This window comes from Pseudalkalibacillus decolorationis (assembly GCF_024609785.1).
Taxonomy (GTDB): Bacteria; Bacillota; Bacilli; order Bacillales; family Fictibacillaceae; genus Pseudalkalibacillus; species Pseudalkalibacillus decolorationis.
In genome coordinates, this window is the sequence record NZ_JANHJQ010000032.1 from 1 (window position 1) to 14,732 (window position 14,732).

Sequence of the window (14,732 nt, forward strand, 5' to 3'; positions counted from 1 at the left end):
ACTGTAGAGGAATTACGTAAGAAAGTAGACGATTACATGGATTACTACAATTCCTCCAGGTATCAATGGGGATTAGAAAAGATGACCCCGGAACAATTCCGAGGTCACCTCTTAGCTGCTTAGGACTTTTATTAAACTGTCTTTTTTTAAGGGTACAGTTCATTTTTTATTTGGCTCTGACGTTTCATTTATTCGATCTTGTTTAAGTTCATCTTCAGATGGAATTGAATGTTCACTAGGATAGTTTTCATTTGGTTTAATATTACTAATCATTCGTCCGAGGCCATTGTAAATTTCAGACTTAAGACTTCCTTCATTTATCTCTTTTCCCCACTGTTGTAGTTTCTTTAGATGCTTCGGGTCTGTTGTGACAACAGCATTCGCTCCATGAGTATGACTGTTCACTTTTTGATAAATTATATCAACCACTTCATCCTTGTTCATGTCCTTTTGAATCTTCGCGCCCACGACGGTGTACATACCAGATACAATAACCCTTGCATATTCTACACCTTCCACTTGCTCTGTTAATTGAACAAGTTCTTTTGCTCTCTCGGTATCTCCCGATGTTTTATGGACAATTGGTGTTTCATGCGTACCATTTTTATTTGTTTTCAAATTTTGCTCCGTTGGGTTTGTATAATTCTCCTGACCAGGGTCTGCCTGATCCCAATTACAGGCGGAAATCAAACTTAATACAAGCAAGTTTATCGCAATTTTCTTGAACATTAAGCCCACCTCATCACTATTTTCTTATATCGTTTGATGAATGGTGTTTTGTTATTCATTAAGAAATAAAAAACAGCATGGATATGCTATAATCATAGTACAAGGTGGTGTTCAAATGGAAACAAAGGACAAACCACGGTTAGCATTCGATTTTATTTATTTTTTAGAAAAGAAGGGAAAACGTCCATCAACAATTAAACGGTATCGTTATGATCTTGAAGACTTTCTCGCATGGATACGTGTAAATGAACTTTCATATGAGGATGATACTGTATTTCGCTATACATTTATCCAATCCTATTTTGATTTCCTTTCATATGAACGGAACTATTCCTTTCGCACTCTTAAACGTGTATACAGTGTACTAAACCAGTATCATGGCTACCTCAAAAATCATCGCGTTATTTCTGAAAATCCACTGGTCCAAATAACAATTGATGCCTTTAATAAGGATTCCTTTTCAGAAGACATGTTTATAACTGAGAATGAGCAAAACCAATTGATTGAAACTATTCAGTCTGAAAAGGATTTAACGGAAAACCAGCTAAAAGCTCACTCCTACCTAACAAATAGAAATGTGGCAATCATACACCTCATGCTAAAATATGGACTTACTCTACAAGATATTGTTTCGATTAATATGAGGAATGTTTCATTTATACAAAAAAAAATCATAGTTCGAAGCTCAGATGGAGACTTAAACCGAAGCATCACATTGACTGAAGATGTCCTTAGTGAACTGTTGTCCTATTATAGTTTAATTCCACAAGCAGTCCGTCCAACCCAAGATGATACAGACCCATTTTTTGTTGCTTTTGATTTTCAACGATTAACGTATCGCTGGAGTTATGAGGAAGATCAGCCAAAGCGTTTAACGAATATTGCTATACAGAAAATGATTAGGCAAGAGGTTAGTAGAGCTGGATTGCGTAAAGGTATCTCATCTCAACATTTCAGAAGAACGGCGGTCCTTAACGCTGTTCAATCAGGAAAGGATTCTGAAACGATTCAGTATCAATTCGGAATGAAAACACCTTTGACTCTAAATCGGTATTATGATTACGTTCACCAACTATCTTTAGAAACAACTTAGAAAATAGAAACAGCAAAAGGCTGACTAAAATTTCTTTACCCCTCTCTTTAATTGAGGAGGATAAGATTTTAAAGTCAGCCTTGTTTTTGTTCAAAGGTAAGAAAGTTTAACTTTTTTGACCTTTAGGGATACCCAGGGGGGGCATGTTCTTTACTTAATTCTTTTTTACGAACCGTCATCAATCTTACTTCAAACATCATAAAGAGTATTCAATGAATACTCAAATTATCCATTTGGGTTCTCAGAATTAAACTCTACTGCTCGTTGCGGTGTAAATGTTGAAATGGCGTGCTTGTAAATCAATTGTTGTTTTCCATCTGATTCTAATACAACGGTGAAATTATCAAACCCTTTTACAAGACCCTTAAGTTGGAATCCGTTCAAAAGGTATACCGTTACGAATACATTTTCCTTGCGAAGAGTGTTCAAAAATTGATCTTGGATATTAATGGATTGCTTCATGTGTATAGGCCTCCTAAATAAACGTTCATAAAATTAATTCGATTTAAGATCGAGCTTTCCTGCTACAAATCGTAAAATTGATGGAATTTTTTCATCTAGCTTACCATTTGTCATGTCAAACCACTCGACATCCATCTGATGCTTGAACCAAGTTAACTGTCTTTTAGCGTACCTTCTAGAGTTTCTCTTCAGTTGCTCGATTGCAGTTTCACTTGAATACTCGCCATCGAAATACCGGTAAATTTCTTTATATCCGATCGCTTGTATTGATTGAGTATCCCGAACGTTGGACTCATACAGCTTCTTAACTTCATCAAAGAGTCCTTCTTGAACCATCATTTCCACTCTAAGATTAATTCGCTCATAAAGGCGTTCGCGATCCATTGTTAATCCAATCACAGCTAGATTATACGGAGATTCCTCCGCGTAACGATCTGAAACGGTACTCCCGGTCGCCCGAAATACCTCCAGAGCGCGAAACACTCTGCGGACATTATTCGGATGAATTTGACGAGCACGTTCAGGATCAATTTCTTGAAGTCGGCTGTGCAGTGCATCCACTCCGTAATTATTCACAAATTCTTCGAGCTCTTGGCGATAGCTAGGATCACTTATCGCATCATTAAAGTTATAGTTGTGTGTAACAGACCGTACATATAATCCTGTTCCACCAACCATGACAGGCAATTTATTTCGGTTGTGAAGGTCATCGATCACTTGCTGTGCATCCTTTTGGTAGTCCGCTACAGAATAATCCTCTTCTGGTGAACAAATATCCAATAAATGATGCGGAACACCTTCCATTTCCTCAGGTTTAACCTTAGCAGTACCAATGTCCATCCTTTGATAAATTTGCATAGAATCACTGTTAATTACTTCTCCATGAAACGCCTTTGCTACTTCAATGCTTGTTTTTGTTTTCCCTACTGCCGTTGGGCCAACAATCACAACAAGAGCTGGCTTAGTCATCTTATTCCTCCAACTGTCCATTACATTACTCGTTTAAACATCTTCTCCATATCATACGTAGTAAATTGGACGATTATGGGTCTTCCATGCGGACAAGTGAATGGATCGCTTGCTTTTCTTAACGTTTCAATCAAATGAACCATTTCATCATGACGCAAATGACGGTTTGCCTTAATAGATCCTTTACATGACATCATAATTGCCGCTTCTTCTCTTAAATGCTTCAGATCTGTTTTCTGATCATCCAAAACTTGATCAATGATCTCCCGAATTGTTTCTCGCTCTTCCCCCTGCGGAAACCATTGTGGGTGTGAACGAACAATGTAGGCATTGGTTCCAAAGGATTCTAAAAAGATCCCAACAGCAGCTAATTCTTCGATGTGTAATCGGATAACGCCTGATTCACTATGAGTAAACTCAAACGTCAACGGTACAAGTAATTCCTGTACTTCATGTTCAACCTGAGCAACCTTAGTCCGATAATATTCATATTTAATCCGCTCTTGAGCTGCATGTTGATCGATGATGTACATTCCTTGATCATTTTGTGCAACTATATACGTTCCATGGACCTGACCAACAGGATACATCTGCGGAACCCTTTTGGGAAGTGCATCACGCTGAAGACTATTTTCGGATTTGGATGATTGCTGTTCTTCGGTAAAAGTTGTATTTGGTTCTGACCTTTTTGTTTTCTCATCAATCTGATCAAATTTCGGTTCTTCTAAACTAGATTTAGAATCAGTAAATTTATCAAAAAGTTGTGCCCTTTCTCTTACAAGATCATTCTGCCTGTGATCATCTTGTTCATTTTGTTGTGAGGAATGTTCTAAATCAAGTGTATGTTGTTCTGATCTTTGGTTTGTTTTCTTTCCATTAGAAGGATCGGTTCCATTCGGAATCAATTCAGTTGCCCGTAATGCCTCATAAACCCCTACCTCTATTGCCTTTGCTAATTCCTTTTCCTTACTAAACCTTGCTTCAAGCTTTGCAGGGTGTACATTTACATCCACCAGAATTGGATCCAGTTGAATGGAAAGCACGACAATAGGATGTCTTCCTATTGGTAATAATGTATGATATGCCTGTTCAATAGCCTTAAAAGCGGTATAATTTTTAATAAATCGACCATTTATAAATAGTGATACGTATTGCCTTGAAGATCGAGTAATTTCAGGTTTTACAGCATAGCCTGATATCGTATAATCAAGAGTTTTATTTTTGACAGGTAGCATTTTTTTCGCTACAGATATACCGTAAATGGCAGCAATTACTTGCTGAACATCCCCGTTCCCAGGTGTCTTTAATACACTTTTCCCATTATGCTTTAAATGAAATGCCACGTTGGGATGTCCCATTGCCAACCTATTGATAACATCAGTAATATTCCCTAGCTCAGTATGGACAGTTTTTAGATGCTTTAACCGTGCAGGCGTGTTATGGAACAGTTGAGTAACGGTAATATCCGTCCCCTTACGGCTATCTGATTTTGATTTCGCTATTACTTTCCCATATTGAATTTCAAGGGAATTCCCGGCACCTAATCCTGTACTTGTCTTAATCTCGACCTTCGCAACCGAACCGATACTCGGAAGGGCTTCACCGCGAAAACCGAGCGTTCGTATGTGGAATAGATCATTCTCCTGCTGAATTTTGCTGGTGGCATGGCGTTGAAAGGCAATCTTCAGATCATCCGCTTCAATACCTTCCCCGTTATCGGTGATTCGGATCCTTGATAAACCACCCTCATCCACTTCAATATCAATGCGTGAACTTTTTGCATCCAATGAATTTTCTACGAGTTCTTTCACAACAGAAGCAGGTCTTTCCACGACTTCTCCGGCAGCAATTTTATTGGATAAAAGATCGTCTAGCTGTTTGATCTTACCCATTTCGATTCCTCCCGCTCATTTTTTTTGAGAGCTGTTTGCAATTCATGGATTGCATTCATTGCTTGTAAAGGCGTCATCGCCATCAACTCAAGCTCTTTGAGTTGTGAGATTACTGGATGCTCCTTTTCCTTTTGTTGACGTGGCTTTTTTTGAGAGTCAGATGGATCAAAAAAGGATAGTTGATTCGTTGTTTCGTTTACAGTTTGGCTATTTTCTAAATCACTTGTACCATTCGTTTGTTTTGTTTCATAAACTCCAAGAAGTTCATTCGCTCTTTTGATTAAATCTTCCGGGAGCTTCGCTAGTTCCGCAACATGAATACCATAGCTCTTATCCGCTTTTCCGTCTTCAACCCGATGGAGGAAAACAACTTTTCCATTTTCCTCCATGGCTTTTACGTGTACATTTTTTAAGCGATCTAAACTGTTTTCCAATACCGTTAATTCATGGTAATGGGTCGAAAATAACGTCTTAGCACCGATCTGTTCATGTATATACTCTACGATGGACTGCGCAAGTGACATCCCATCATATGTGGAAGTCCCTCGTCCAATCTCATCAAGCAAAAGTAAACTCCTTTCAGTAGCATGTGATAACGCATATTCTGCTTCCATCATTTCAACCATAAATGTACTTTGTCCACCTGCAAGGTCATCAGCAGCTCCTATTCTAGTGAAAATTTGATCGAATATCGGAAGAATCGCTTGATCTGCGGGAACATAACAACCCACCTGCAGCAATACGGAGGAGAGAGCTACTTGCCGCATATAGGTACTTTTACCGGCCATATTAGGTCCTGTTATAAGTAAGACTTCCCGCTCAGTATCCATGTATACATCATTGGAAACATAATCTTGACGATCCATCATCTTCTCTACTACAGGATGACGACCAGAGGAAATTTGCAGTGTCCCGTCGTCAGATACCAGAGGTTTACAGAATTGTCCTTCCTCACTAACAACGGCAAAGCTCTGAAGGACATCAATCTCGCTTAACTGCTTTGCAAGCAGTTGCAGTTTAGGGATGTATGCTTTAACCTTCTCACGGATCGTTAGGAATAATTCATATTCCAGCTCAATCGATTTTTCCTCTGCCTCAAGTATAATTGCTTCCTTTTCCTTCAACTCAGGTGTGATAAATCGTTCTGCATTGGCTAATGTTTGTTTTCGTTCATACCTTTGTTCATCGATTAAATGCAAATTACTTCTTGTACATTCAATGTAATAGCCAAAAATACGGTTATATCCGATTTTTAATGAACGAATACCTGTTCTTTCTTTTTCCTTCTGTTCTAAAGAAGCAATCCAAGACTTTCCGTTCACACTTGCATCTCGATAGGCATCAAGTCCTTCATGATAACCATCTTTAATAATCGTTCCTTCTTTAATGGTTAACGGTGCATCTTCGTGGATCGCTTGTTCAAGTAAATCTGAGAGCTCTGAGCACGGGTCCATCTTATTAGACCGCTCTAGCAAACCGGAATGATCCATATCAAGAAGGACATCCTTAACGTTTGGAACCTTTTGTAAGGATTGTTTAAGCTGATACAAATCACGTGCATTCACGTTTCCATAGGACACCTTTCCTGCTAAACGCTCTAAATCATAGACTTCAAGCAAATGTTCACGAATCTCTTCACGCTTGAAAAATTGTTGCATGAACGATTCAACGATTACAAGTCTTTCCTCAATTGCGCTTTTTTCAACTAACGGTCGTTCTATCCACTGTTTTAATAAACGCCCTCCCATAGCGGTAACAGTCTTGTCCAATAGCCATAGCAGCGAGCCTTTCTTTTGCTTTTGCCGTAAAGTCTCAACCAATTCAAGATTCCGCTTCGAATTCGGATCAATCTTCATATGTCCTGATCGATCTACATACTGAAACTTCTGTAGATGATCAAGCGACCGCTTTTGTGTTTTCACTAAATACGTAATAAGGCGTTCTGCACTTTCTTTACTTTCCGGTGAATGAAGATGTTCACAAATTGTATGTAAGGGGGCAGGTACTTCAATCTTGTCTTCAATCGATACGGTCAAATGAAACTGATCCTTTAACAAAGTCTGCGATCCTGTATCCAAGTGACCGGGAACAATCACCTCTTTGGCCCCAACTGATTGGATTTGAAGACAAACGCCTTTCCAATCTTCCTCTAAAAACGTGACAGAACATTCTCCTGTCGATAAGTCACACGTCGCAAACCCATATCCACCCTCAAAAGGGGATACAGAAGCAATAAAATTGTTTGCTTTCTCATCAAGCATACTGCCTTCCATTACTGTACCAGGTGTAATAATCTGTACAACGTCACGCTTGACGACTCCCTTAGCCGTTTTCGGATCTTCCACCTGTTCACAAATGGCAACTTTATATCCTTTTTCAATCAGTTGTGAAATATAATTTTTCGATGAATGGTGGGGGACACCACACATCGGAATTCGGTTTCCTTTGCCACCATCTCTACTTGTTAATGTAATTTCTAACTCCTTTGACGCTTTTGAGGCATCATCAAAAAAGAGCTCATAAAAGTCTCCTAAACGAAAAAATAAAAAGGCATCCTGATAATCTGCCTTAATCGTTAAATATTGCTGGATCATTGGAGTGTATTCAGCCATGTTACCCCTCCATCATATGTAATCTACACCCCATTATAGCATATTTCCAATGAACGCCTTTACTAAAAAATTCATGAGATCTTTGGAGTTTTAGTGAGAGTATAACATGTTAAGAAAGTAAAAAGGATTGACTCAAAATTCAGGTGTCAGGCACCTCCGGCAAGCGGAGAGCCGAACCCTAATGAGTCAACCCCTTCGTTACTCTTCCAAATCTCCAAGTAGGAAATTGGGATCTAAATCTTCAAACTCTTCGTCATCTACTTCATCTTCCCAATCTTCTTCTTCAATCTCATCCTCTACACCTTCTGGGTTTACATAAACCCAAACTTTCGTTTCCCCTATTACCTCAGCAACAAATTCCCGTTCAACCTGCACAAGGACTTTGTTTCCGTTCGGTGAGATTGTCGCTTCTAATGTATTTGGTTCCTGCAATGCTCTTGCATTCACTTCTTGATGACTTCCAATCGAATTTGCATCCTTTTTGGATAGGTTACAGCAATCTGTGTATTTGACTGTTTCTGTTACGACTTCTGTCTTCGTATTGTTATTGTAGGAATACCAAACATTAATATCATAGCTACCTTCTACGTCTACGGAATCCTTGTTCTCTAAAGCATTATACTTGTGATTGATAATCCAGCAACCTAAAATGCTGGAAGGTTTATGAGCAGGAGTAATTGTATGCGTTGCTTGTGAGAACTTTCGGCCCTTGCCGCAAACTGCTTTAGTTATAATCTCTCTGTAACTGAAATCGTTTTTGGCCATGAAACTAAATCCCTCCTCTTCCAATCTTCAATTCATCCTATGCAGGGCGAATGACTAGTGTGCTAAAAATATTTTATAAACTCGTTCACAAATGTCCCGTTAATTAAGTGTATGAGTTTCAAATAAAAATATTGAATGTTTTTTGTGCGAATACACAAAAAAAGAGTGACGCATTTGCATCACTCACTCTAAGAACTATTAAATACGATTATGTTTCACAGCAGATCCGGTTAAGCCTTTTAGCTGATCTCCACTAGTCGATTCAATAATTTCGTCGGTTACTTTGTTTGAAATTGTGCTCGTTACGAGCTGCAATAAGTCGTTCACATCTGTTTGTGATTGTTTGAACTCCTGAACAATTGGAATTGAATCTACTTCAGCATGAAAGGTTTCAAGCTTTTCTTCAACTTTCTTAAGGGCTTCATGCTTTTGATAATGTTGTAAATTAACAGCTTCCTGCTGATAAATTTTGATCTTGCTTATTAACTTTTGAACTTTATCATTTTCATTAATCTTTGCTTCTGCTCTTTTGAAGAAATCAACTTCTTCAGTTGAAGCGATCATCTTAGCAAGTTCTTCTGCCTTTTCGATTACTTCTTTTCTAGTATTTGCCATTATCGACTCACCTCAGCGGTTTCGACGAGTTCGCCACCCATGCTCCACGTTTTTGGATCCGTGATTTGAACGTTGACGAGTTCACCGATTAATGATTTTGCTCCATGGAAATGAACAACTTTATTTGTACGAGTATGTCCGGTAAGAACATCCGGATTTTTCCTGCTTTCTCCTTCAACGAGAACCTCTACAATTTCACCTTTAAGTTCAAGATTCTTCTTTAGGAAGATCTCATTCATCACATCATTTAAACGATGTAACCGTTCTTTCTTAACTTCCATCGGTACGTTATCCTCCATCTTTGCAGCTGGTGTACCGTCACGCGGAGAATAAATGAATGTAAAGGCCATGTCATACTCCACTTCTTTAACGAGTGAAAGTGTTTCTTCAAACTGTTCTTCTGTTTCGTTCGGGAATCCTACAATTATATCTGTTGTAAACACTGCATTCGGTATTTGTTTCTTAATCTTGTCAACAAGCTCTAGGTAATGTTCCCTTGTGTATTTACGGGCCATCAACTTTAACACATCTGAACTACCATGTTGTACAGGTAAATGAATGTGCTCGACTAAATTTCCACCTTTAGCGAGTACTTCGATTAAGTGATCATCAAAATCGCGGGGGTGACTGGTTGTAAAACGGACACGCGGAATATCAATTTTACGGATTTCATCCATTAGATTACCCAGGCCATATTCCATTCCATCAAGATCTTTACCGTAAGCATTTACGTTTTGACCGAGCAACGTAATTTCTTTATATCCATTTCTTGCTAAATGTCGTACTTCTTCAATGATATCCTCAGGATGGCGACTCCGTTCTTTACCTCTTGTATAAGGAACGATACAATACGTACAGAATTTATCACATCCGTACATGATGTTGACCCAGCCCTTAATATTCCCCTTTCGAACACGTGGGAGATTTTCAACAATATCCCCTTCCTTGGACCATACCTCGATGACCATCTCTTTACCGAAAATCGCATTTTTAATGAGGTGTGGCAGTCGATGGATATTATGAGTTCCAAAGATTAAATCAATGTGCTGGTGCTTTTGTAAGATTTTATTAACGACAGACTCTTCCTGAGACATACATCCACATACACCCAAAATTAATCCTGGCTTTTCAAGTTTGAGTGGTTTGAGATGCCCTATTTCGCCAAACACTTTGTTTTCAGCATTTTCACGAATGGCACACGTGTTCAATAGGATAATGTCTGCTTCTTCAGTCTCGTTTGTAGATTCAAATCCCATATCAACAAGTAATCCAGCCATTACTTCTGTATCATGCTCATTCATCTGACAGCCGTATGTGCGAATCATAAATTTCTTGCCTTTTCCTAATCCATTTAAATCATCTGGAATCGAAAAGTCTTTATGGAATTGAACCTTCTCTTTACCACGGCGCTTAGCGTCCTTTAAAGAAGGCGGTTGATAGGTTGTTTGAAAATATTTAGAGTAATCTTTTTCCTTAGTTTTCTGTTTCGGAGTTTCGATTACAGGTAATTCTTTCTTCATCGTGTTCACTCCTTACTGCCCATTTACATCTATACAATCAACGATGTCTTTCAATGGATTATAACTCTAATAGTATAACAAATTCATACAGGGTTGACCACAATGAGCAATATGTTAAAACCATGAACATAGATAAGGAGAAGGCTGTTAACCTTCTCCAAAGTTTTAATTACTTAATGTACGTGTTCAAAAAGGAGGAGAAAAAGAGCCAAGAAGTTCGATTAAACCCACCACGTGCTGTGGTAACATCGAACTGACTAACATCCTGTTAGCCTCCGGACTTTTTGAACAACCTCTAAATGATGTTTAATTCTTTTCCAGCTTTTCCGAATGCATCTAAAGCCTCTTGTAGATCCTCTTTCGTGTGTTGAGCTGTTACGATCGTACGAACACGTGCCGACCCTTTAGCAACAGTTGGGAAAGCGATTCCTTGTGCAAAAACACCGTATTCGAACAGTTTATCTGACAACTTATGTGCGAGTGCTCCATCGCCCACAACAACCGGGGTTATCGGCGTTTCACTTTTTCCTGTGTCAAATCCAAGCTTCGTAAGTCCATCTTTAAAGAATTTAGCATTATCCCAAAGCTTCTCAATTAATTCTGGTTCTTCTAGAAGAACATCGATGGCTGCGGAACATGCTGCAGTAACAGCTGGCGGGTGGGATGTGCTGAATAGGAATGGACGACCTTTATGTACAAGATAGTCTCTCAGCGTTTGTGTACTTGCTACGTATCCTCCTAACACACCAATCGCTTTACTTAACGTACCAACCTGTATATGAACCCGGCCATTCAAATCAAAATGGTCGATCGAACCACGGCCGTTTCTTCCTAATACACCGCTGGAATGTGCATCATCTACCATCAAAATAGCATCATACTTTTCACAAAGTTCAACGATTTCAGGCAATGGTGCAATATTACCATCCATTGAGAAAACGCCGTCTGTTACAACAAGACGTACTCGATATTCCGAAGATTCCTTTAAAGCGCGTTCCAGATCTGCTACATCCACGTGTTTATATATTTTTCGAGATGCTTTCGTTAATCGGATTCCATCAATAATGGAAGCGTGGTTAAGCTCGTCTGAGATAACAACATCCTCTTTCGTTAAAATAGAAGATAAGACGCCTTGGTTGGTCGTAAAACCGGATTGAAACACGAGAGATGCCTCTGTATGTTTGAATTCCGCTAATTTCTTCTCATATTCTTCATGCATGGATAATGTCCCAGCAATCGTCCGGACTGAACCGGTTCCTACCCCGTACTGTTCAACTGCTTCAAGTGCAGCCTTTTTCATACGTGGGTGGTCCGTTAATCCAAGGTAATTATTTGAAGACAACTGAATGACTTCTTTACCTCTAATGACTACTCTAGACCCTTGTTTAGACTCTAGTGGCACTAATTGTCTAAACACACCTTCTTCTTTCATCTCATCTAATTCATTCTGAAGATATTCGAAACCCTTCATTACATATTCCTCCTATCATATTTGCACTTTATGTAAAGGGACAATTACTCCCCTTATTCCTTCCATAGTAGCTTCAAAAGTAGCTTCAAAAAGCTGGCGAATTAAAAACGTTATGGTCTAAGTACTACCTTACCACACTTACCTTCAAGCATTAGTTCAAAACCTTTTTCAAATTCCTCAAGCGGAAATTCGTGTGTGATCATCTTCTTTACATCTACTTGTTCTGATTTCAAGAGACCGGAAACTTGTCTCCAGGTTTCATACATTTTCCGACCGGTAATCCCTTGAACTGTAATTCCTTTAAAGACGATATCATTTGTAATATCAACCTCTACAGGTTTAACAGGTAGGCTTAATATCGACATTCTACCACCGTTGGTCAACATTTTAAATCCTTGATCGATCGCGATTGGGTGTCCAGACATTTCACAAACAACTTCTACACCATTACCATCGGTTAAATTCATAGCGACTTCAATAGGGCCTTGTTCACGTGAATTCACAACCGTAGTAGCGCCCATTTCCTTTGCTAATTCAAGACGATACTCATTTAAATCGTATGCAATAACCTGTGAGGCTCCAGCAGCCTTTGCAACGCCAACTGCCATTAATCCGATTGGACCACAGCCAATGATCGCCACACTTTTCCCTGTAACGTCACCGGCGAGTACAGTATGAACCGCATTTCCCATCGGCTCTTGAACAGATGCGACAGATGTTGCTACTTCCGGGTCATTTTTCCATAAGTTCTGTGATGGTAGTGCCACGTATTCTGCAAAGCAACCATTGGTATCAACACCAATGATTTTTGTGTTTCTGCATATGTGAGCATTACCGGTTAGGCATTGCGGGCATTCCCCACAAACGATGTGCGTTTCAGCAGAGACCTGATCACCGACTTTTACATTGGTAACATTCTTTCCGATTTCAACCACTTCACCAGCAAACTCATGCCCGAATACATAAGGAGGATTTACTCGGCTTGCAGACCAGTCATCCCATGCATATATGTGTACATCTGTGCCACAGATTGATGTCGCTTTCACATTAATCAATACTTCATGATCGTTTATTTTAGGAATATCCACCATCTGCAGTTCTGCACCTTTACCACGATGGTGTTTTACAATCGCTTTCATTTTTCCTTCCAAGATGAACACTCCTTTTAACAAAACTATTAATACCATTAAGAATTGTATCATGTCAGGCTTCTTCAGTAAAGTAGTGTCCTTTTAGAGAAGACATTTGCGCATTTGATGCAGAATTCCAGTCGATTACAATCTTTCTTTATCATTGTTCAGCAACACCATCTAAACTATACCCATTATATTCATAAGAAAAGCGCAAGCGACCCTAATCTATACAACAAAATTTCATACTTTCTCACCTATAATCACCTAAGAAAGAACGGATCGGCCATTATTTATGGAGATCCGTTCGTTTTCTTGTACATTAGATTAGGAGTTGAAATTTTTTCATTAAGGTGAATTTAGGACCATTTTACTACGCGTGGTCGATATATCAGATTCCGTGGTTGATATATTTCATCCGTGATCGATATAACAGATTCCGTGGTTGATTTAATGTTTGGAGTGAAGGTTAAAGCTTATTACATCCCCCTTAATGTGTAAAAAAAACCACAGTATCAGCTACTGTGGTTGTCCAAAATACTATACTTTCTTACTTTAAAGAAAGAGATGACCCAAGTTGAGTCATCCCTGTGTAACTTACCCCCATTACATAAATTCTGAGATAAGTTCTTCGAATTGTTTATTGTCAAGACTAAGATCAGCTTTTGAAAGTGCTGTTTCACTATATCCGTGTGCAAGATCTTGGTAAGATTTCTTTTCTTTATTCTGGTAGATTAACCCCTTCACAAGGCCATTGTTTTCCATCAATGTTTGCATCGCTATCATACGATTATGCGCATCGTAACCCTCAATATCTGAGAGGCTAACTAAATGTTCTTTAAACCAATCGTACGTGTTGACTTTGTTATAAGTCACACAAGGGCTAAATACGTTAATTAAAGAAAAACCTTCATGCTGAAGCCCCTGTTCAATCAAGGAAGTCAATTCTTTAAGGTCGCTTGAAAAGCTTTGAGCTACAAAAGTTGCACCCGCTGTCAATGCTGTTTCCATAATAGAAATAGAAGATTCTACAGATCCTTCAGGTGTACTCTTCGTTTTGAAACCTAATTCAGAACGTGGAGATGTTTGGCCTTTCGTTAGTCCATAAATCTGATTATCCATTACGATGTAAGTGATATCAATGTTTCTGCGAATTGCATGGATCGTATGTCCCATCCCAATTGCAAATCCGTCACCGTCACCACCAGATGCGATGACTTTTAAATCACGGTTTGCCATTTTCACACCTTGAGCAATCGGCAGTGAACGACCGTGAATTCCATGCAAACCGTATGAATTGATATAACCTGAAATACGACCGGAGCACCCAATCCCAGAAACAACCGCAAGATCTTCCGGCTCAAGTTCAATATTTGCAGCTGCACGCTGTATAGCAGCCTGAACTGAAAAGTCCCCACAACCTGGACACCAATTTGGTTTTACTGAGTTTCGAAAGTCTTTAAATGTTGCCATC

The 14,732-nt window shown here is 39.1% G+C and carries 13 protein-coding genes; 2 read left to right on the top strand and 11 right to left on the bottom strand.

Annotated features, from left to right (window positions below; translation table 11 throughout):
* Positions 1–123 (top strand): IS3 family transposase (locus tag NON16_RS21505; RefSeq protein ID WP_257348545.1); only part of this gene is annotated, 123 nt, incomplete at its 5' end.
* Positions 124–159: 36 nt separating this feature from the next.
* Here NON16_RS21505 and NON16_RS21510 read toward each other — a convergent pair.
* Entirely contained in the window at positions 160–729 is a 570-nt protein-coding gene (locus NON16_RS21510) for a YhcN/YlaJ family sporulation lipoprotein (protein ID WP_257351455.1), read from the bottom strand.
* 115 nt (positions 730–844) lie between these two features.
* On the opposite strand from NON16_RS21510, the gene NON16_RS21515 reads away from it, so the two are divergent.
* Positions 845–1,822 carry a tyrosine-type recombinase/integrase gene (locus NON16_RS21515; protein ID WP_257351456.1) on the top strand — a complete coding sequence of 326 codons (978 nt, stop codon included), beginning with the start codon at positions 845–847 and terminating at the stop codon, positions 1,820–1,822.
* Positions 1,823–2,047: 225 nt separating this feature from the next.
* Here the strand turns inward: NON16_RS21515 and hfq are convergent, their stop codons facing one another.
* The 10 genes from hfq to NON16_RS21565 all read right to left on the bottom strand — a co-directional run bounded on the left by hfq (position 2,048) and on the right by NON16_RS21565 (position 14,731).
* Positions 2,048–2,284, bottom strand: a complete 237-nt coding sequence (hfq, locus tag NON16_RS21520) for an RNA chaperone Hfq (RefSeq protein ID WP_257351457.1) — start codon at positions 2,282–2,284, stop codon at positions 2,048–2,050.
* 33 nt (positions 2,285–2,317) lie between these two features.
* Positions 2,318–3,274, bottom strand: a complete 957-nt coding sequence (gene miaA, locus NON16_RS21525; RefSeq protein WP_308216645.1) for a tRNA (adenosine(37)-N6)-dimethylallyltransferase MiaA — start codon at positions 3,272–3,274, stop codon at positions 2,318–2,320.
* A complete protein-coding gene (mutL, locus tag NON16_RS21530) occupies positions 3,274–5,145 on the bottom strand; it encodes a DNA mismatch repair endonuclease MutL (RefSeq protein WP_257351459.1) in 1,872 nt (623 codons plus the stop codon). Before mutL ends, miaA begins: the two co-directional genes overlap by 1 nt.
* Positions 5,124–7,757 (bottom strand): DNA mismatch repair protein MutS, encoded by a 2,634-nt coding sequence (gene mutS / locus NON16_RS21535; RefSeq protein ID WP_257351460.1) that lies wholly within the window; start codon positions 7,755–7,757, stop codon positions 5,124–5,126. The genes mutL and mutS overlap by 22 nt, the downstream gene beginning before the upstream one ends.
* 198 nt (positions 7,758–7,955) lie before the next feature.
* Complete coding sequence (locus NON16_RS21540; RefSeq protein WP_257351461.1) at positions 7,956–8,522, bottom strand: outer spore coat protein CotE; 567 nt, start codon at positions 8,520–8,522, stop codon at positions 7,956–7,958.
* A 198-nt stretch (positions 8,523–8,720) separates the two neighbouring features.
* The gene (locus tag NON16_RS21545; RefSeq protein ID WP_372508860.1) at positions 8,721–9,137 is read right to left on the bottom strand and encodes a YlbF/YmcA family competence regulator; all 417 of its coding nucleotides are present in this window, start codon (positions 9,135–9,137) and stop codon (positions 8,721–8,723) included.
* A complete protein-coding gene (gene miaB / locus NON16_RS21550; protein WP_257351462.1) occupies positions 9,137–10,657 on the bottom strand; it encodes a tRNA (N6-isopentenyl adenosine(37)-C2)-methylthiotransferase MiaB in 1,521 nt (506 codons plus the stop codon). Before miaB ends, NON16_RS21545 begins: the two co-directional genes overlap by 1 nt.
* Before the next feature lie 295 nt (positions 10,658–10,952).
* Positions 10,953–12,128 (bottom strand): glycine C-acetyltransferase, encoded by a 1,176-nt coding sequence (locus NON16_RS21555; protein WP_257351463.1) that lies wholly within the window; start codon positions 12,126–12,128, stop codon positions 10,953–10,955.
* A 110-nt stretch (positions 12,129–12,238) separates the two neighbouring features.
* A complete protein-coding gene (gene tdh / locus NON16_RS21560; RefSeq protein ID WP_257351464.1) occupies positions 12,239–13,279 on the bottom strand; it encodes an L-threonine 3-dehydrogenase in 1,041 nt (346 codons plus the stop codon).
* A gap of 585 nt (positions 13,280–13,864) precedes the next feature.
* Entirely contained in the window at positions 13,865–14,731 is an 867-nt protein-coding gene (locus NON16_RS21565) for a 2-oxoacid:ferredoxin oxidoreductase subunit beta (RefSeq protein WP_257351465.1), read from the bottom strand.
* Position 14,732: the final 1 nt, after the last annotated feature.